The sequence below is a fragment of the Pseudoalteromonas sp. P1-25 genome, assembly GCF_001401805.1.
Classification (GTDB): Bacteria; Pseudomonadota; Gammaproteobacteria; order Enterobacterales; family Alteromonadaceae; genus Pseudoalteromonas.
This window is the reverse complement of the sequence record NZ_LKDW01000015.1, coordinates 40,785-59,587: the sequence shown is the minus strand read 5'-3', so window position 1 is coordinate 59,587 and position 18,803 is coordinate 40,785. Positions and strand designations below refer to the sequence as shown.

General features: G+C 42.2%; 20 protein-coding genes. All 20 read right to left on the bottom strand.

From position 1 onward, the window contains the following. Nucleotides 1-22 precede the first annotated feature (22 nt). Nucleotides 23-805 (bottom strand): chemotaxis protein CheW, encoded by a 783-nt coding sequence (locus tag AN393_RS11090; RefSeq protein ID WP_055018071.1) that lies wholly within the window; start codon nt 803-805, stop codon nt 23-25. A gap of 3 nt (nt 806-808) precedes the next feature. Further along, the gene (locus AN393_RS11085; protein WP_004588314.1) at nt 809-1,579 is read right to left on the bottom strand and encodes a ParA family protein; all 771 of its coding nucleotides are present in this window, start codon (nt 1,577-1,579) and stop codon (nt 809-811) included. A gap of 15 nt (nt 1,580-1,594) precedes the next feature. Beyond that, nucleotides 1,595-2,557 carry a flagellar motor protein MotB gene (locus tag AN393_RS11080; RefSeq protein WP_055018070.1) on the bottom strand — a complete coding sequence of 321 codons (963 nt, stop codon included), beginning with the start codon at nt 2,555-2,557 and terminating at the stop codon, nt 1,595-1,597. Nucleotides 2,558-2,562: 5 nt separating this feature from the next. Beyond that, nucleotides 2,563-3,327, bottom strand: coding sequence for a flagellar motor protein (locus AN393_RS11075; RefSeq protein ID WP_055018069.1), 765 nt, complete (start codon nt 3,325-3,327; stop codon nt 2,563-2,565). Next, complete coding sequence (locus AN393_RS11070; RefSeq protein WP_055018068.1) at nt 3,320-4,465, bottom strand: chemotaxis response regulator protein-glutamate methylesterase; 1,146 nt, start codon at nt 4,463-4,465, stop codon at nt 3,320-3,322. The genes AN393_RS11075 and AN393_RS11070 overlap by 8 nt, the downstream gene beginning before the upstream one ends. A gap of 50 nt (nt 4,466-4,515) precedes the next feature. Continuing rightward, nucleotides 4,516-6,729, bottom strand: a complete 2,214-nt coding sequence (locus AN393_RS11065; RefSeq protein WP_055018067.1) for a chemotaxis protein CheA — start codon at nt 6,727-6,729, stop codon at nt 4,516-4,518. 15 nt (nt 6,730-6,744) lie between these two features. Beyond that, nucleotides 6,745-7,512 carry a protein phosphatase CheZ gene (locus AN393_RS11060; RefSeq protein WP_055018066.1) on the bottom strand — a complete coding sequence of 256 codons (768 nt, stop codon included), beginning with the start codon at nt 7,510-7,512 and terminating at the stop codon, nt 6,745-6,747. Nucleotides 7,513-7,527: 15 nt separating this feature from the next. Then, the gene (cheY, locus tag AN393_RS11055) at nt 7,528-7,911 is read right to left on the bottom strand and encodes a chemotaxis response regulator CheY (protein ID WP_008132609.1); all 384 of its coding nucleotides are present in this window, start codon (nt 7,909-7,911) and stop codon (nt 7,528-7,530) included. A 41-nt stretch (nt 7,912-7,952) separates the two neighbouring features. Continuing rightward, a complete protein-coding gene (locus AN393_RS11050; protein ID WP_055018085.1) occupies nt 7,953-8,663 on the bottom strand; it encodes an RNA polymerase sigma factor FliA in 711 nt (236 codons plus the stop codon). 26 nt (nt 8,664-8,689) lie between these two features. After that, nucleotides 8,690-9,550: a MinD/ParA family protein gene (locus AN393_RS11045; RefSeq protein ID WP_054983003.1), complete on the bottom strand. Its 861-nt coding sequence runs from the start codon at nt 9,548-9,550 to the stop codon at nt 8,690-8,692. Next, nucleotides 9,543-11,018 (bottom strand): flagellar biosynthesis protein FlhF, encoded by a 1,476-nt coding sequence (gene flhF / locus AN393_RS11040; protein WP_055018065.1) that lies wholly within the window; start codon nt 11,016-11,018, stop codon nt 9,543-9,545. The genes AN393_RS11045 and flhF overlap by 8 nt, the downstream gene beginning before the upstream one ends. Nucleotides 11,019-11,040: 22 nt before the next feature. Then, entirely contained in the window at nt 11,041-13,152 is a 2,112-nt protein-coding gene (gene flhA, locus AN393_RS11035) for a flagellar biosynthesis protein FlhA (protein WP_055018064.1), read from the bottom strand. Between the two features lie 204 nt (nt 13,153-13,356). Continuing rightward, on the bottom strand, nt 13,357-14,490 hold the full coding sequence (gene flhB, locus AN393_RS11030; RefSeq protein WP_055018063.1) for a flagellar biosynthesis protein FlhB: 1,134 nt from the start codon (nt 14,488-14,490) through the stop codon (nt 13,357-13,359). A gap of 8 nt (nt 14,491-14,498) precedes the next feature. Next, nucleotides 14,499-15,278 carry a flagellar biosynthetic protein FliR gene (gene fliR, locus AN393_RS11025; protein ID WP_055015930.1) on the bottom strand — a complete coding sequence of 260 codons (780 nt, stop codon included), beginning with the start codon at nt 15,276-15,278 and terminating at the stop codon, nt 14,499-14,501. Between the two features lie 2 nt (nt 15,279-15,280). Continuing rightward, nucleotides 15,281-15,550, bottom strand: a complete 270-nt coding sequence (gene fliQ, locus AN393_RS11020; RefSeq protein ID WP_055015929.1) for a flagellar biosynthesis protein FliQ — start codon at nt 15,548-15,550, stop codon at nt 15,281-15,283. 42 nt (nt 15,551-15,592) lie between these two features. Next, the gene (gene fliP / locus AN393_RS11015) at nt 15,593-16,336 is read right to left on the bottom strand and encodes a flagellar type III secretion system pore protein FliP (RefSeq protein WP_055018062.1); all 744 of its coding nucleotides are present in this window, start codon (nt 16,334-16,336) and stop codon (nt 15,593-15,595) included. Nucleotides 16,337-16,340: 4 nt separating this feature from the next. Further along, complete coding sequence (gene fliO, locus AN393_RS11010; RefSeq protein ID WP_055018061.1) at nt 16,341-16,724, bottom strand: flagellar biosynthetic protein FliO; 384 nt, start codon at nt 16,722-16,724, stop codon at nt 16,341-16,343. Further along, nucleotides 16,721-17,119 (bottom strand): flagellar motor switch protein FliN, encoded by a 399-nt coding sequence (gene fliN, locus AN393_RS11005; RefSeq protein ID WP_055015926.1) that lies wholly within the window; start codon nt 17,117-17,119, stop codon nt 16,721-16,723. Before fliN ends, fliO begins: the two co-directional genes overlap by 4 nt. A 20-nt stretch (nt 17,120-17,139) precedes the next feature. After that, nucleotides 17,140-18,231 carry a flagellar motor switch protein FliM gene (gene fliM / locus AN393_RS11000; protein WP_055015925.1) on the bottom strand — a complete coding sequence of 364 codons (1,092 nt, stop codon included), beginning with the start codon at nt 18,229-18,231 and terminating at the stop codon, nt 17,140-17,142. A gap of 9 nt (nt 18,232-18,240) precedes the next feature. Continuing rightward, nucleotides 18,241-18,774: a flagellar basal body-associated protein FliL gene (gene fliL, locus AN393_RS10995; protein WP_055015924.1), complete on the bottom strand. Its 534-nt coding sequence runs from the start codon at nt 18,772-18,774 to the stop codon at nt 18,241-18,243. Between the last annotated feature and the right edge of the window lie 29 nt (nt 18,775-18,803).

Sequence of the window (18,803 nt, the reverse complement as noted above, 5' to 3'; positions counted from 1 at the left end):
TGTTACCCCGTAATGGTCATTACTACTGACGGCTATCTAAGCCTTTTTCTAATAGTGCATTTAGATTATCTACATCTATTAAAGCACACATTTTTTCTTTAATAACACCAGCAAGCCAAGGACGTTTGCCGCTGTTTTTTCGCCATTTTACATCTTCTTTACTCAATGTAATGTTATTTATTAACTTTTCGGCCAATAACCCCCAGTTACTATCCCCAAGGGTGATTAAATACTGATAATTAAGAGAAGCCTCTAACTTTTCATCGTACTTTTCTGGCATTACCCAACGGGCGGTATCAACTACGTTTAGCTTTTCATCTCTATTAAGCATAACGCCTTTAAACCACTTTGGCTTACCAAATAAATGATTTACCTCACCTAATTGATGAATACCCCCAAGCGCTTTTAAAGGAACAGCCAATGTTAAGCCAGCCACTTCAAAAAATAGAGCCTGAAATTCTCCTTCAAAGTAATCTTCTTGGCTATGTAGTAAAGGCGCAGGCTCTGTACTTTGCAAGGTTTGCACATCAGGTGCATTTACTGGCTCAGGTTCAATAGGCGCTGTTTGAGAGGAAACGGGCTCAACCTCACTAATAGCCTCTTTTACTTGCTCAGAATATAGCTGCTCGGTTACGCTTAATTGCGCTTTGGGTTTTAAAAGTACCTCGTCGTTTTGTATGGCACTAGGTACTTGTTCAAGGAGTTTAGCTACAGGCTCAAGGTTTTCCTCAGGTTCGTCTTCGCATAAGAGCGCCCCTAAGTATTGAGTCATTACTTTTTCATTAGCAAATAATTGCTTACTCATTCATTAACCTTGTCCAATTAAATAATCTAATAACGCTTTATAAGCGTATACCCCACGCGAACGTGGGCAAAACTCTATGGGTACCTTTTGTGCAAGGCTTGCATCTCTAAACTTTGTATCAACGGGGATCACCCCTGGCCATACTTTATCTTTATATGTATTTTGCAACGTTTTGTAGGCTTCAAGCGACGCTTTTGTGCGCTTATCATACATAGTAGGGATTATAGTATATTGGTACTGTTTCGCTTGAGAGCTTTGCATTAATTCCATAGTGCGCATCATTCTATCAAGCCCTTTGAGCGCCAAAAACTCAGTTTGCACAGGCACTAAAATACGTTCACTGGCAGCTAATGCGTTTACCATTAGAACACCTAAAACAGGGGGGCAATCAAGCAACGCATAATCGTAATGTTCACTAATTTTTGCAAGTGTTTTTTTTAAAATTAAGCCCATCCCCGTTTTATTGCCCATACTTCTATCGAGAGTTGCTATAGCCATCGTTGCGGGCAATATATCTAGGTTTTCCATTGTAGAGGGGCACAAAGCTTGCAATATTTCTTCACTTTGCATTGAGGTGCCGCGAGCAAAAATATCGTACACACTGACTTCTAAATCTTCAGAATCAATACCAAAATAATACGTAAGTGAAGCGTGAGGGTCGGTATCAATAAGTAATACGCGTTTACCTTGCAATGCTAAAATACCCGCAAGACTAACAGCCGTTGTGGTTTTACCTACACCGCCCTTTTGATTTGCTACTGTCCAAATCTTCACATTAAGTCCTAATTACTATTCATTGCGCGTGGTGATCCTGATGCCACCATGAGGTAAACGAATTATTTTAATTGCGTTATCATCAGAGGGAAGTTCGACCTCTGGCTCAGGCGCTGCTTTTTGCGCTTGCTCATCAGGCTCGGCTTCATTTTCGGTGGTTTGCTGTACTAAGCCATACTTAGAAAGGGCAATAACAACTTTTCGATTCTCTGCACGACCCGCTGCAGTGTCGTTATCGGCAAAAGGTGAATATTGGCCATACCCTTCTATTGCCATTCTCGCTGGGTTAATTCCTAACGTTTCTAATTCAACTAAAATAGAGGTCGCACGTGCAACAGACAACTCCCAGTTAGAGCGAAACATTTCATTACGAATACTTTCGTTATCTGTGTAGCCTCTTACTCTTATGTAGTTATCTACTGGGGCAATAATATCTTTTACAATTTTTACGACTTGTTTAGCGCGCGCGTGGGCTACGGAACTGCCACTTGAGAACAACATTCCTGAGCTTAGTTCAATAATAAGCCAATCTTGGTTGAGCTCTAAACTTGCTTCTCCATCACGAATCTCATCTATAAGTGCTGAATGTAATTTAGTTAATAAGCTATCTAGCGGCTTACCTAAATGTTTTTGTTTTATATTACTGGTATCACTTTGTCCATCGAGCAACTCTGGGCCAGACTCCTGTTTTTGAATGCTCTCGCCATATAATAATTCGTGCTCCGGGGTGACACGGTCTGTAAGTAACCCTTCACCCGTAACACCCTCACCTTGTTGCGATTGCTGCCTTGCTGATTTGTCAAAAACCTGTTCTAAAGAGTCGGAGAGGATTTGAAAACTTTCTTCTTTATTTATGGCAATGGCATACATAACCACAAAAAAAGCAAACATAATGGTCATGTAATCGGCATAAGAGACCAACCAACGTTCTGTATGTTGATTTTTTTCTGCTGATTGACGTAGGCGCCGGCGTAACATAAAAGTTACTCTACCACGACATTAGGGCGCTCTGTGCGATAAGCTTCAAGCTTTAATTCTATGTTAATAGGACTTTCGCCAAGGCTTATCGCTATTACCCCTTCGGCCATCATTTCATGGTAAAGCATTTTTTGCTCTACGCGCTGTTTAAGTTTATTGGCCATAGGTAAAAATAATAAGTTAGCTAACCCCACCCCATATATTGTTGCAATAAAAGCGGTCGCAACCCCTGCACCTAGCTTTTGAGGGTCGGTAATAAATGACATAGCTTGAATAAGACCTAGTACGGCCCCTAAAATACCTATTGTTGGGCTATAACCCCCCATAGCTTCATACACTCTACTTGCTTCAAGTAAGCGGTCACGTTCAAGCATTAAGTCTATTTCTAAGGTGTCGCGAAGCTTTTGCTCCGAACACCCATCGACAAGTAAACTAAGCCCTTTAGCTGCATAAGGATCTGGATGACTAAGTGCCTCTTTTTCTAGTGCTAAGTAGCCTTCTTGGCGAGCTTTGTGCGACCACGTTTTAATTTGTTCTATGGCTTGTTCAATATTGTCTTGTGGTGAAAAAAACACCCAATGGCTTATACTTAGCGTTTTTTTAAAGGTGCTTGTAGCCGTTTGTAACATAACGGCGCCTAAGGTGCCGCCAAGCACAATAATAAGTGCAGGGCCGTTAAATAACGCAGTGACAACGCCCCCCTCTAAAGCATAACCAATCGCTATGGCGCCCAGCGCAATGACTAATCCTAAAACAGAAAGCTTATCCACAGCCTATCTCTCTTTTGATTCTTGCTGCTACATCGCTAAGGGCTAAATGTTCTGAGGCAAGCCCTGCGTTTGCAATAGCTTGCGGCATACCGTATACAACACAGCTTTTTTCATCTTGCGCCCAAATTGTTGCGCCAGCTTGCTTAAGCATTCGAGCGCCATCGCGCCCATCGGCTCCCATGCCTGTTAAAACAATAGCAAGTGCATCGCCTTGATAGCTTTTAGCAACACTTGCAAACGTCACATCAACACTAGGTTTGTAACTTATACGCTCACTGTTATCTTCAAACACACGCAGTGTTTTATTACCACTTCGCCCCTCAACCATCATTTGCTGCCCGCCTGGTGCTAAATAAGCTGTGCCAGCTTCTAGTCTGTCACCTTGTTGTGCTTCTTTTACACGTATTTTGCAAAGGCTATTTAATCGTGCCGCAAACGCAGGCGTAAAGGCTGCAGGCATGTGTTGAATTAACAAAATAGGGTGGGCAAAATTAGCAGGTAGCTGGGTTAATATAGTTTGTAAAGCAACAGGCCCCCCGGTTGAGGTGCCAATAGCTACTATTTGATAATGTTTACCACTAGCACGCGAGGGCATACTGGCTGTAGCTGTTGCTGGCACTGGGGCCGCTCGTTGAAAGCTTCTATCGGGTTGTTTTACTGAGGAACTAGTTGTCGCTAGTTTGCTCGTTGGTGAAGCAGCAGACTTACTTGATGTTAACGGCCTTATTGGACGAGGTGCACGCCTACGACCAATTTCCTTCACTTTAGTTTGCAATAGCTTGATTGCATCTTCGTTATTTCTGGCAATGTCCTCAAACTTTTTCGGTAAAAAATCCATTGCACCGGCATCAAGTGCATCTAACGTTGCTGTAGCACCATCGCGAGTTAAGGAAGAAAACATAAGTATTGGCGTAGGATTGCTTGCCATAATTTCTTTCACAGCGCTAATACCGTCAAGCACAGGCATCTCTACATCCATGGTGATCATATCCGGACGTAACTGTGCTGTTTTGTCTACGGCTTCTCTACCATTAACAGCAAAGCCTATCACTTCAATACCGCTATCTTGTTCAAGAATTTCGCTTACACGGCGGCGAAAAAAACTGGAATCGTCAACAACTAAAACTTTTACGGCCATTGCGCTCTCTTATTAATTTATGTGTAGGCATAAACACGTATGCCTACATTTTATCCTGCGTAATGCTTAAGCATGTTAGGTACATCTAAAATCAGTGCAATACCACCGTCAGATGTAATTGTTGCACCAGCCATTCCAGGCGTACCTTGTAATAACGCATCAAGAGGCTTGATAACAACTTCTTCTTGGCCAATTAATGAATCAACCACAAAGCCAACCTGCTGTGTACCTATTTGTACAATCACCACATGACCTTGTGCTTTTCGCTGAGAACAATCAGCACCTTTAACTAGCCAATGCTCTAAATAGAAAAGGGGTATCGCTTTTTTACGAACAATAATTGTAAGCTGACCGTCTACCACATTGGTTTTTGTTAGATCTAAGTGGAATATTTCACTCACGCCAGCAAGCGGTAACGCAAATGTTTGCTCACCAACAATTACCATAAGTGTAGGCAAAATAGCTAACGTTAAGGGGACTTTTATCTCTAAAATTGTACCTACGCCCAATTCAGACTGGATATTAACAGAGCCATTAAGCTGGGTGATTTTAGTTTTTACTACATCCATGCCTACGCCACGACCAGAAATATCAGATATTTCTTCTTTGGTCGAAAAACCAGGCGCAAAAATTAGGTTATATGCTTCAGTGTCTGATAAACGACTTGCCTGATCATGGTCAATAACGCCTTTACTAATCGCTATTTTTTTCAGCTTTTCAGCGTCCATCCCTGCACCATCATCTTTAATGGTTAACAAAATATGGTCGCCTTCTTGAGATGCAGATAAAGTAACATTACCTGTTCTAGGTTTACCCGCGGCCTCACGCGCTGCAGGCATTTCAATACCATGATCTACCGAGTTGCGCACTAAATGCACTAACGGATCGGCTAATGCCTCAACTAAGTTTTTATCTAAGTCGGTTTCTTCACCTACAAGCTGTAAGTTAATTTCTTTATTTAAGCTGCGTGCTAAATCACGCACAACGCGAGGAAAACGGCCAAATACCTTTTTGATGGGCTGCATTCGCGTTTGCATTACTGCACCTTGAATATCAGCGGTGACTACATCAAGATTTGATATCGCCTTGCCCATCGCTTCACTGTCTGTATTGGTCGCTAAACTGACTAGCCTATTTCGTACTAATACCAGCTCGCCAACCATATTCATTATTTGATCTAAACGCTTAGTATCAACACGTACCGTGGTTTCAGCAGGCGGAGGCGTCGCTTTTTTAGGAGTTGCGCTGCTTGCTGGCTTATCAACCGTTTTAGGGGCCGGTGCTGCTTTTGCCGCAGGTGCTTGCTTAGCAACTTGTGCTGGCTCTGGTTTTGCTGGCGTTTGTGCGACAGGTGCTGCCTTAGGTGGCTGCGGTGCAGGTGTCTCAGCTTCTTTTGATTCTGGTGCTCCGCCTTTGCCATGCAGTTCATCAAGCAATGCTTCAAATTCGTCATCACTGATTTCATCATCGCCAGTATCATTTGTAACAGACACTGGAGGTGGTGTAGTATCTTTAACTTCTGGCTCTTTGCTTGAAGTATTGCCAGCAACAGGGCCAAAACTACCCACACCGTGTAATTCATCCAACAGACTGTCAAACTCATCATCAGTAATGTCTGAACTTGAGTCTGGCTCTGCACTTGCACTTGGTTGCGATACCGGGCTTTGGCCTTTACCATGAAGCTCATCTAATAAGCTTTCAAATTCATCTTCTGTAATTTCATCAATCTGCGTGCTATCTGCTGAAGGGCTTGAACCTGCTACATCAAATAATTCATCAAATGCAAATGGGTCTTCTTCATCAGGTGCATTAACAGGTGCTGCGGGTTCTTGTTCAACAACTTCAGGGACTGTTTCTGTAAGCTCGTCATCCGAAGGCGGTTGACCAAGTTTATGAAGGGTTTCTAGTAATTGAGGATCTGCTGGGTCTGGCTGTTCGCGGTTTTGAATAGTAGCAAACATTTCGTTAATGGTATCTAGTGCTTGTAAAATCACATCCATCAATTCTGAATTAACGGTTCTAACCCCTTGGCGCAAGAGGTCAAATACATTTTCAGCACCATGACAAGCGTCTACAAGCTCAGTCATAGCTAAAAAGCCAGCTCCCCCTTTTACGGTATGAAAGCCCCTAAAAATAGCATTTAGTAACTCAGTATCTTCTGGGTTATTTTCTAGCTCAACTAACTGTTCAGATAAAAGCTCAAGGATTTCTCCAGCCTCTACAAGAAAGTCTTGTAAAATATCTTCATCGACTTCAAAGCTCATGCAGTTACTCTCCTCTTAGAAGCCCAAACTTGATAATAGGTCGTCGACCTCGTCTTGATCAGATACAACATCACTTCGCGACTCTTTATCAATAATAGGGCCTTCAGGACCTGCTAATGTTTGTGCGGCAACCAGTTCTTCTGTTTCTTGTTGTTCTTTACTTTCAACAGTGCTGTCATCTTGTGCGGCAAATGCTGTTAAAAGGTGAATTAAACTCTCTTCAACTTCTCTGACTAACTCTATTACTCGGCGGATAACCTGGCCGGTCAAATCTTGAAAATCCTGCGCCATGAGTACATTGGTCATTAAAGTCTGCAGCTCATCAGTTTTGTGATGAGAGCTATTCATAAAATTATCGATGCTGTGGCATAAGGTTTTAAACTCGCCCAGCTCAATTTCACGGTTCATAAGCCTATCCCAAGTAGGCTTAATATGTGCAATTTCATCTGCTAGCTGCTGTGCAATAGGGAGGCTTGCTTCTACCGCATCCATTGTTTTGTTAGCTGCATTTTCTGTCATTTCCATGACATAATTTAAGCGTTTTTTTGCATCCGGAATTGCATCAGTAGTTAAATCGGTTAAACGCGTATCTAGTTCAAAGCTTTTAAGGGCTTCGTGCAACTGACGCGTTAACTTACCTACTTCGGCAAAAAGCTGCGATTGCTCTTGAGAGGCAGTATCTAAAATTAATTGGTCAGCTTTATCTTGCTCACCGTTTTCTAAAAAAACAACGAGCTGACGAGCTTGTTCTAAAGTAATTTGAGGCGCAGCTGGTGCTGACATAAGCCTCTCCTCTCATTAACCTAAGCGTTCAAACACTTTTTCTAATTTAGTTTTCAAAGTACCTGCAGTAAATGGCTTAACAATGTAACCATTAACACCTGCTTGCGCTGCCGCTATTATTTGTTCTTTTTTAGCTTCTGCTGTCACCATTAAAACCGGAATATGTTTTAATTTATCGTCAGCTCGAATAGCTCGTAGCAAGTCAATACCCTGCATCCCTGGCATATTCCAATCGGTTACTACAAAGTCAAAAACCTGATTTTGCAACATAGGTAATGCTGTAGAGCCATCATCAGCTTCTTGAACATTCGTGAACCCTAGGTCACGCAACAGATTTTTAATAATACGTCTCATTGTAGAAAAATCATCAACAACAAGAATTTTCATGTTTTTATCCAAAACATCCTCCGGTGAGGTCTTAACCTATAATTTACTTACTACTAGTTTATCCAGTCATTGATTTTTGCTTTGAGCTTAATCATCGCCTGACCATGTATCTGACTTACACGCGATTCACTTACATCGAGTATATGCCCAATTTCTTTTAAATTCATTTCATCGTTGTAATACAATGAAAGCACCATCGCATCACGCTCTGGTAAAGACTTTATCGCTTCTAACAATGAATTATTAAACCGTTCATTTTTAACATTATTAAATGGTTTGTCTAGCGCTAAATCTTGACCTGCAGGGCTAATAACATCTTCATCTACCCCAAGGTCATCTATACCTAGCACTTTACTGGAATTAACATCATTTAAAATATGATGGTATTCTTCTAGCGAAATATCAAGTTTTTCAGCTACTTCAGTATCTTTTGGCTCTCTATTTAAGCTATTTTCTAATTCTGTGATGGTTTCTGCAACTAATCTGCTTTTACGGTGCACCGAGCGAGGAGCCCAATCACCCCTGCGCATTTCATCAAGCATAGCGCCACGAATGCGAATACCCGCAAACGTTTCAAAGCTTGCTCCTTTACTGGCATCAAAGTTTTTTGAGGCCTCAATAAGGCCTATCATTCCTGATTGAATTAAATCATCGAGCTGAACGCTAGGAGGAAGACGAGCTATCAAGTGACATGCCACTTTTTTGACAAGCGACGCATGCTTTTCAACAATCACATTTAAATTTTGTGTTGATTGATATCCCATAGCTCTTTTCACCGAAGTTGTCATAATCAGCCGTTTACTAGCTTCTCAATGAAAAATTCTAAATGCCCTGAAGGTTGATTAGGTATAGGCCACTTTACTGCTTTTGTCGCTAATGTTTTAAACGCGACTGCTGCTGGTGAGTTAGGGAAAAGATCGACAATGACTTTTTGCTTACGCGTTGATTTACGCATATTTTCATCATATGGGATGGTCGCAACAAGTTCCATTGACACATCTAAAAAACGGTCAGTTACCTTTGACAGCTTGGCAAAAAGTTCTTGGCCCTCACGCATGCTGCGCACCATGTTAGCAACAATCTTAAATTTATAAACGCCATGCTCGCGGCTAAGTACTTTAATAAGCGCGTAAGCATCAGTAATAGAGGTCGGCTCGTCGCACACAACAACCATTACATCTTGGGCTGCACGAGAAAAGCTCAGCACCATGTCAGAAATACCGGCGGCGGTATCTACAATTAAAATATCAAATTCTGTATTAAGCTCACTAAAGGCACGAATTAAGCCGGCATGCTCAGAAGGGGTTAGCTCCACCATACTTTGCGAGCCGGATGTAGCAGGCACTATTTTAATGCCGCCTGGGCCTTCTACTAAAATCTCATCAAGTTCGCACTCACCCGAAAGGACATGAGATAAGTTTTTTTCAACACGTAGTCCTAGCATTACATCACAATTAGCTAGGCCTAAATCGGCATCTAATACTAATACACGATTACCCTGCTGTCCTAAAGCAATCGCAGTATTTAATGAGACGTTGGTTTTCCCCACCCCGCCTTTACCGCCGGTGACAGCGATAACTTTTACGCCGTTGTTATTGTTTTGACTCATTTTGCGCAGGCCGCTTGCTTGATCTAATACTGTGTTAATCATACATCCCTACTGTGCTTGGCGCCACCGCTTGGTGCCTTGAATGTTGTGCTTTTGCTCTTTTTAAATACAATTGCTCAGCTTTTTTTACTAGTTTTTCAGCATTTGCAACGCGAATATCTTCTGGTACACGCTGACCATTAGTAAGATACCCTATCGGAAGACGATTTTGAATCGCTATACTAATAATCTCACCTAAACTTAATGATTCATCTAACTTAGTGAAAATACAACCGCTTAGCTGAACCTTTTTAAAATGTCTCACCGTTTCTTGTAGAACATTTATTTGTGCAGTAGCACTTAATACTAAATAACTACGTATATCTACTCGTTGGTTACGCATTAAAGTGTTTAGCTGTTCTGTTAGGCGTAAATCACGTTGACTCATACCCGCTGTATCAATTAATACTAGACGCTTATTACGTAAATGATATAAAACTTCAGCTAATTCATTGGCATCTTTTACTTGTTTAACACCACAACCAATAATACGGCCATACGTAGCAAGCTGCTCATAAGCACCTATTCTGTAAGTATCTGTCGTTATAAGGGCGACTTTGTCGGCGCCATATTTTTGTGCCCCTAATGCTGCAAGTTTAGCAACTGTGGTTGTTTTACCGACACCAGTAGGCCCTACAAGTGCGTACACACCACCTTGGCGAAGAATTTCATTATTGGTGGTCTGCATTTGATCTTCAACCATTTGTAATAATGCCTTCCAACCTTGCTGGCGGGATACGTCATCAGGAATAAAACACGCCATTTGCTCTGCAACGTCTTTATCTATCCCCATGCCAACTAACCGATCAATCATGCATGCACGTGTTGGGTCGCGACGCGCCATATCTTGCTGCATTAAACCCGATACTTGGTGCTCTAGTAACTGGCGAATTGCGTTCATTTCATCACGCATTGCGCTCATTTGAGCGCTTTCGTTATTATTAGCTTGGCTACGCGGTGCAACCGGCGTATCTAGCTCGTCAAAATCTTGATCTAGGTCATCAAAGCCTAAGCTGTCAGCTTGGGTTTGCATGCGTTTTGGCGCTTCATTTTCGCGTGCAAACATATTTGTAGTACGTGGCTGTGCTGGCTCTTGATAATGCTCAGATGTATCAATACCTGATTGCGAAAACATAGAAGCAAGCTCAGGAGAGCGAGGACGCGGCGACTGACGCTCTAATAACGCTTGTAAGCTATCGGCGACTGCTGCTTGTGGCTCAGGTTGCGCACGCTGCGGCTCTGGCTTTACAAAGTTATGAGCGTTTTGTTGAACAGCTCTTTGCGGAGCTGGCGCTGCCTGTGGTTGCGCTGCGGCTTTAGGGGCTGCTTTGTCATAATCTACTGCGGCAACAATTTCTACACCATTAGCGAGTTTTTTGTTCGACATAATAACGGCATCAACACCTAACTCATCTTTAACTTCTTTCAGTGCGGTGCGCATATCTTTAGCAAAAAAACGTTTAATCTTCATGGTTCAACCCCTGTTAAAATCTTTATTGTTGGCCTACTGAGCTGACAATCTTGATCTGTCTTTCATCTGGTACCTCTTGATAAGACATCACCCTTAAACCCGGTATGGTGTACTTAACAAAACGAGATAACACAGTGCGTAACATTCCTGACGTTAGCAATATTGAAGGTTCTCCGGCCATTTCTTGATTCTGATGCGCTTCGTTTAATGATGTTTGAAGTCGCTCAGCAAGGCTTGGTTCTATTCCGGCACCTTCGTCGCCTGCATTTTGTAATGACTGATGCAACATCTGTTCCAACTCAGGCGCCAAGGTTATGACAGGGATTTCTGATGACATGCCCACAGCGTCTTGTACGATTAAACGGCGCAGCGAAATACGCACTGCAGCGGTTAATACATCTGCATCTTGGCTACGTGGTCCGTACTCTACAAGGGTTTGAACAATAGAGCGCATATCACGAATAGCCACACCTTCGTTTAATAAATTTTGCAGCACTTTTACAACAGTTGTCAGTGGTAGCACTTCTGGCACTAGGCCTTCGACTAAACGTGGATGACTTTTAGCTAGCATATCAAGTAGGTTTTGAACCTCCTCATGGCCTAGCAATAATGCAGCACTGTTTGTTAGTAATTGGCTAATGTGAGTGGCTACTACAGTGGCTGAGTCAACCACGGTATAACCAAGTGATTGTGCTTCGTCTTTTTGATCTGGCTTTATCCATACCGCATCTAAGCCAAACGCAGGATCTTTGGTTTCAACCCCTTTAATAGGACCAAAGACTTGTCCAGGGTTGATGGCCATTTCATCGCCATGTTTAAGCTCGCCTTCACCACTTGAAACACCCATCATGGTGATGCGGTATGCATTAGGGTCTAATTCTAGGTTATCGCGTATATGCACAGGTGGCACCAAAAAACCAAGCTCTTGAGATAACTTTTTACGCACTCCTTTAATGCGATTAAGCAGCTCACCACCTTGAGATTGATCAACCAGTGGAATAAGTCTGTAACCAACTTCTAAACCTATTACATCTATTTGTTGTACATCGTCCCAGCCAAGCTCTTTTTGTTCTTGTTTATTCGCTACACCAGTACCGGGTGCAGCACCACTTTGTGCTTCTTGCTCTGCTAACGCGGCGGCTTTTAGTTTTTGTTGTTGCGTAAAGTAAGCTAAGTAGCCAAGTAATGCCCCTAAACTTAAAAAGGCAATGTGAGGCATACCCGGGACTAAACCCATAATGATCAAAATGCCTGAGGCAATAAATAAAGATTTTTCGTTACCTAACTGGGTTTTAAATTGTTCACCCATGTTATGCGATTCATTTTGGCGGGTAACAACAATAGCAGTACCAATAGAGAGCAGTAATGAAGGAAGCTGCGCAACAAGGCCGTCACCTATGGTAAGTAAAGTATACACCTCCATTGCGCGGCTAAAGCTCAAGTCATGCTGTATCATGCCCACAAATAAACCGCCAACAATATTAATAATTAATATCACGATACCGGCAATGGCATCGCCTTTTACAAACTTGCTCGCCCCATCCATAGAGCCATAAAAGTCAGCTTCTCGGGTTACTTCGCTACGGCGCTCACGTGCTTGCTCTGCACTAATAAAGCCAGCGTTTAAGTCGGCATCTATCGCCATTTGTTTACCCGGCATAGCATCTAGCGTGAAACGAGCTGATACTTCCGAGATACGCCCAGCACCTTTGGTTATTACAACAAAGTTTATGATGATAAGGATTAAAAACACCACTAAACCAACCGCGTAGTTCCCGCCAATTACCACTGAGCCAAATGCTTCAATTACTTTACCAGCGGCATCCCCCCCGTTATGCCCCTCAAGAAGCACAACTCGCGTACTGGCAACGTTGAGGGCTAAACGCATTATAGTAGCGATTAACAATACCGCGGGAAACATGCCAAATTCGAGCGGTTTCATGGTGTAAACTGTCACCAGTAAAACAACCAAAGCAAGGGCAATATTAAATGAAAATAAGATATCAAGAAGAAATGGTGGCAACGGTAAAATAACCATACCCAGCGCTGCAAGTACTAATAGCGGTGTGCCTACGCCTTTGGCATACTCTTTTTTGTCTTTGTTAAGTTGTTGTAATACCGCTTTAAAATCCATAACTCTACAATTCAATAAATTGACACTGGCCTGAAATTGCAATAACTATTCCAAGTATAGAGCCATCAATAGATTCATTAATTATTGATGTAAATTTTAAAGCTGGTTAGAGACAAGAGCGTATTGGCATTTTGGTTTGAATTTGCAGTGGCGTGTTGGTGTTTACCAAGGCGCCCCCTTAAAGTGTAGTTAGCTCAACACACTCTAATCATATTTGAAGTCATCGGGTATAGGCAGTTTAGACTTAAGCGGAATAGGTCGTTTACCACGTCCTTTTTTAAAGCGTTTAAGCTGAAATACATAAGCTAAAACCTGTGCTACCGCCGTAAATAATTGATCAGGTATTTGCTGGCCCACTTCAGCGGTATGGTAAAGTGCCCGCGTAAGCATTGGGGATTCTACAATCGGTACTTCGTTACCTTTGGCTATTTTACGAATCTGCATAGCCATTTCATCTATCCCTTTGGCAAGTACAATTGGCGCACCTGCACGCTCAGTATCGTATTTTAACGCTACAGAATAGTGGGTAGGGTTGGTTACAATTACGTCGGCATCGGGGACATCTTGCATCATTCTTCGCTGCGACATTTGCCTTTGTGTTTGTCTAATGCGCGCTTTAATTTGCGGATCACCTTCTGAGTTTTTGTACTCGTCTTTGATCTCCTGCATGGTCATTTTAAGTTGTTTGTTGTGGTTATAACTTTGATAAGGGGCATCTATTGCGGCAATAATCACCAAAGTGCACGACAAGCCTAAAAACATCCATGAGAGTATTTCAAGAGCATGAATTATATTGCTCGGTGCACTTTCAATACTTAAATGTAAAATCTCATCAAAAAAAGTTTGAATTAAAAACACCGCAAAAATAGCCACCAGCGAAAACTTTAATATGGATTTTACCAGCTCTATCGCGGCTTGAGGGCCAAACATGCGTTTAAAGCCTTTCATTGGCGACATTTTACTAGGCTTAGGTGCTGCAGCTTCCCAGCTAAAATTAAAGCCGCCGAGTAAGGTATTACCAATAAAGGCCGCAATAACAATAATTAAAACAAACATCGCCATAGGAAACAGCAGCGCACTGGCCACCTCACTCCACACTGCAAACATTTTAGTGGTATCGTAAGTCTCAGTACGATTTAAAGACAGCATTCTCCCCATTATATTGTACAAACCTTTGCCTATCTCTGGGCCATACAACAATAACGAAATGGCAGAAAAAATAAGTACAAACATAGTACCTAGCTCTTTTGAACGCGCTATTTGCCCTTTCTTTTTAGCGTCTTCGAGCTTTTTGGAGGTGGGTTCTTCTGTTTTTTCTTGTCCTGAATCTTCAGCCATCGCCCCTCCTACACCGTACAGCCAACTAGGCTGCACATAAGCTCAATCATTTTTAACCATTGAAATTCAAACTGGGTAACAAAATTGCCCAAGGTAGCCCAAATAATCATCAAACCGGCAACTAATGTGAACGGGAAACCTATTGAGAAAATATTTAACTGTGGTGCTGCACGCGTCATAATACCGAATGAAATATTAATGATGAGCATGGCAGTAAGAGGCGCTAAAGCCAATACTAGTGCTGTGGTAAACATCCAGCTGCCCCAAGTTACTATGTCCCAGTAATGATCAACAGCCCACCAATCGCCGTTTATTGGCAGTACTTCAAAGCTATGTACAACCATTTGAATCATCATTAAATGACCATTAAAAACAAAAAATAACAAGGTCGCTAAAATTAAATAAAACTGGCCAACTGCGGGCACACTTGCACCATTTGAGGGGTCAATAACGGAAGCAAAGCCCAAACCGGTTTGCATTGCTAGTATTTGTCCAGCAAGCACAAAAGTATTTAGCATAAGTGTAGAGGCAAACCCTATCGCAACACCTATCAACATTTGCTGAATGACCACCAGCACCATTTCAAAAGAAAATAAGTTAGTAAATGTTGCAGGGGGCAGCGCAGGCACAACTAAAAACGTGACCACTACCGCTAACCCCATCTTAATGCGTGTAGGTACGTTTTGTGCGCCTAAGCCCGCCATAATCATGATCATTGAGCTGATGCGAACTAGAGGCAGTAAGAAATCACTTAACCATTGAATAACAACAGAAAAAGGAAATTCCACAGTTAGCCTGCAATTTCAGGAATGAGTAATACTAGGCGGTTAAAAAAGTCCATTAGCTCTTGGGTTAGCCAGTGTCCGCCAACAATAAGTGCCCCTATGGTAATTAATAAACGCGGTAAAAAGCTTAAGGTTTGTTCGTTAATGGAGGTTGCCGCCTGAAACACCGCCACCACTAACCCTACAAGTAAACCAGGTACCACAATAGCTGAAACCAGTTTAATCACTAAAAACAGTGCATCACTGAGAATATCAACAAAAATTTCCGGTTCCATGTTGTACCCCTAGTGTTTAAAAGTGCGAATGTAAAACATGGTTTATGTCCCTAAACCAAAGCTTTTAGCAAGTGTGCCCATTACAAGGCTCCAGCCGTCAACCAGTACAAATAACATTATTTTAAAAGGCAAAGACACAATCATGGGCGATAGCATCATCATACCCATGGCCATTAGTACTGAGGCAACCACCAAATCGACTATTAAAAAAGGGATAAAAAACATAAAACCAATAATAAACGCAGTTTGCAGTTCACTGGTCACAAACGCAGGTATTAACACAATTAGCGGCGTAGCCTCTGGCGAGTCAAGCTGCTCATAACCTGCTATTTTGGCAAACGTTTCTAAGTCTTTTAATCGCACCTGCGAGAGCATAAAGGCTTTCATTGGCTCTTTTGCAAGCTCTAATGCTTGTACCGAAGTAACTTGCTCATTTAAGTAGGGTTCTATGGCGCGCTCATTAACTTGCTGATAAATAGGCGCCATAATAAAAATACTTAAAAATAGCGACATCCCTAATAAAACTTGGTTTGAAGGTGTTGATTGTAAACCAATGGCTTGGCGTAAAATGGCCAGTACAACAATAATACGGGTAAACGAGGTCATCATAATTATGGCGGCAGGAATAAAGCTCAGCGCCGTCATAATTGCCAGTACTTGCAAGGTTACAGAGTAATCTTGCGTCCCGTCGGCATTGGTTGTAATAGTTAGTGCGTCTATGCCCTCTGCACTGCTTGCAGCAGGTACAAATAACATAGCTAAAATAATCAGCAGCCACTTTATCATAGGGTTAATTCTTTTTACTTTGATTCGTTTGCGGGTTAAGTAGTTTGCTAAATCGCTTAGCAAGTTCTGGCAACTCTTTTTCACTTAACGGCGTTTCAAGTTTATGTAAGTAGTTAATGCTGTGTTGGGTCACCCCTAATAAATGCTGTGCATTATCTATTTCAACCACCATTAACCGCTCTCGCGAGCCAAGTGGTAAACTTCGCACTACTTTAAACTCGTCGCTATTGGCTAAGTTTGGATTAAGCTTTTTAACAAAAAATGCCAGCACCACAATCAGTACTAGCACCATTATCAACGACAGCACCATAGACAAAATATCGGCCGTAGGCGTTACGGCGTCTGCTTTGGTAAATACTGAGCTGGTTAGAGCTACAAGTGTATTCATCGTAATTTTTTGATCCGCTCTACCTGGCTAATAACGTCCGTTAAACGAATACCAAACTTATCGTTTACTACAACCACTTCGCCATGGGCAATGAGCGTACCATTTACCAGTACGTCTAATGGTTCACCGGCTACGCGGTCTAGCTCAACAACAGAGCCTTGGTTTAGCTGCAATAAATTACGGATATTTATTTTAGAACGCCCTACTTCCATAGAAATTGTTACAGGAATATCTAAAATTGTATCGAGTTTGCGTTTTTCGTCGCCGCTAAGTTCATGTTTATCATCACTTAACTCATCAAGCTCGGCAACTTGCGCCTCTGCGCCATCATCACCGCCTTCGGCTTCAGCTAGGGCTGCTGCCCATTCGTCCATTGTGTCTTGATCATCGCTCATACTTTTAACCTTTTAATCAATTACCAGTCTAAGTCTACACCGTCAGAAAGGTGTAGATCATCTTCTAGTTCTGCTAATTCTGCATCTGAATCAATTTTCTTGCCGCCTTTGGTAAATACATGCAGCTCAGATTTAACTGAATCAGGACGTTTAATTTTTTCACTAATTTGCAGCGCAACGTTATCGCGAGAGCGACCCATTTTAGCTCTAAATGTAGGTAACTCTTCAACAAATACCGTAATATGCTCTGGCATTTCTACCGGAATAATATCGCCCGCTTTAAGTTCCATTATCTGCTTGAGCGACAAGTCAACCTCAAGAAGCTGTGTTGATAAATCAACTTCAACATCCATAATTTCATCACGTAACGCTTTGCTCCAACGCAAGTCGGTATCTTCTGTATCCGATTGCACACCCGCATCAAGCAGCTCTCTAATTGGCTCAAGCATTGAGTACGGTAGTGCAATGTGAAAATCGCCACCACCGCCATCTAATTCAATGTGAAAAGAGCTAATAACCACAACCTCAGTAGGGCTCACAATATTAGCCATTGCTGGGTTTACTTCAGAATCGAGGTATTCAAACGATACGTCCATAACTGGCGCCCATGCTTCTTTGTAATCTTCAAAGATAATTTTTAGTAGCATTTGCACAATTCGGCGTTCGGTAGGGGTAAATTCGCGGCCTTCAATTTTTGCATGGTAACGTCCATCACCACCAAAAAAGTTATCTACCAAAATAAACACAAGTCGTGCTTCCATGGTAATGAGGCCAGTGCCTTTTAGCGGTCTAAAACGCACCATATTTAAACTTGTTGGCACAAATAAGGTATGGATATATTCGCCAAATTTAATCATTTGTACGCCATTAATCGACACCTCTGCAGTGCGGCGCATCATGTTAAATAAGCTTATTCGCATATGACGAGCAAACCGCTCGTTAACAATTTCCAGGGTCGGCATGCGACCACGCACGATCCGATCTTGCGAAGAAAAGTCGTACTGTAGTGTACTACCTTCGCTGTCTTCACCTTCGTGTATATCTTCCTCTTCGACTTCATCAACGCCGTGTAAGAGTGCATCAATTTCGTCTTGGGATAATAAATCGCTCACGCTAGCCCCTTATTGCATCACAAAGCCGGTAAATAATACCCGCTCAATTACTTTCGTGCCTTCAACATCATTCAGTGCGGCTTGCACTTTTTCAAGCGCTGTAAAGCGCAGTGTTTCTTTACCAGCACTTGTGCTGAGCTCATCAGCGGTGGTGGTTGAAAACACGCTTAATAAGGTGCCTTCAATTAAAGGGATGTGCTTTTTAGCGGTTTCTTCATTTACATCGCCACGCACAAGTAACTGCACTTTAATTTGTACAATTCTATCTCTGCTTGACCCAGGTACATTAAATACGAAGGGTCTTGGCATAGCAACATACAAAGCACTGCCCATTTCAGCTGAAGAGCCTGAAGGAGCGGCCGAGTCGCTTTGCGCCGCGGTGGTTGTCTCTTCATCTAATGTTTCAACGGGTGCATCATCGCCCGCCATAAAAAAATAGCCAGCACCACCGCCAACAACAAGCAGCACTGCCACTATGATTATGATCAGCTTTTTTTTGCTTTTACCGGTTTCTTCTATTTCTAAACTTGTTTCTTCGGCCATTGTGATTCCTTTTTTAGCAAAGGTACTTG

Coding starts and splice junctions, on each gene's coding strand:
- AN393_RS11080 (WP_055018070.1), bottom strand. CDS start 2,557: ATGTTACGCCGGCGCCTACGTCAATCAGCAGAAAAAAATCAACATACA.
- fliO (WP_055018061.1), bottom strand. CDS start 16,724: ATGAATACACTTGTAGCTCTAACCAGCTCAGTATTTACCAAAGCAGAC.
- flhB (WP_055018063.1), bottom strand. CDS start 14,490: ATGGCTGAAGATTCAGGACAAGAAAAAACAGAAGAACCCACCTCCAAA.
- AN393_RS11065 (WP_055018067.1), bottom strand. CDS start 6,729: ATGAGCTTTGAAGTCGATGAAGATATTTTACAAGACTTTCTTGTAGAG.
- flhA (WP_055018064.1), bottom strand. CDS start 13,152: ATGGATTTTAAAGCGGTATTACAACAACTTAACAAAGACAAAAAAGAG.
- AN393_RS11090 (WP_055018071.1), bottom strand. CDS start 805: ATGAGTAAGCAATTATTTGCTAATGAAAAAGTAATGACTCAATACTTA.
- fliQ (WP_055015929.1), bottom strand. CDS start 15,550: ATGGAACCGGAAATTTTTGTTGATATTCTCAGTGATGCACTGTTTTTA.
- flhF (WP_055018065.1), bottom strand. CDS start 11,018: ATGAAGATTAAACGTTTTTTTGCTAAAGATATGCGCACCGCACTGAAA.
- AN393_RS11060 (WP_055018066.1), bottom strand. CDS start 7,512: ATGTCAGCACCAGCTGCGCCTCAAATTACTTTAGAACAAGCTCGTCAG.
- AN393_RS11070 (WP_055018068.1), bottom strand. CDS start 4,465: ATGGCCGTAAAAGTTTTAGTTGTTGACGATTCCAGTTTTTTTCGCCGC.
- AN393_RS11050 (WP_055018085.1), bottom strand. CDS start 8,663: ATGGGATATCAATCAACACAAAATTTAAATGTGATTGTTGAAAAGCAT.
- fliP (WP_055018062.1), bottom strand. CDS start 16,336: ATGATAAAGTGGCTGCTGATTATTTTAGCTATGTTATTTGTACCTGCT.
- AN393_RS11045 (WP_054983003.1), bottom strand. CDS start 9,550: ATGATTAACACAGTATTAGATCAAGCAAGCGGCCTGCGCAAAATGAGT.
- fliN (WP_055015926.1), bottom strand. CDS start 17,119: ATGAGCGATGATCAAGACACAATGGACGAATGGGCAGCAGCCCTAGCT.
- fliL (WP_055015924.1), bottom strand. CDS start 18,774: ATGGCCGAAGAAACAAGTTTAGAAATAGAAGAAACCGGTAAAAGCAAA.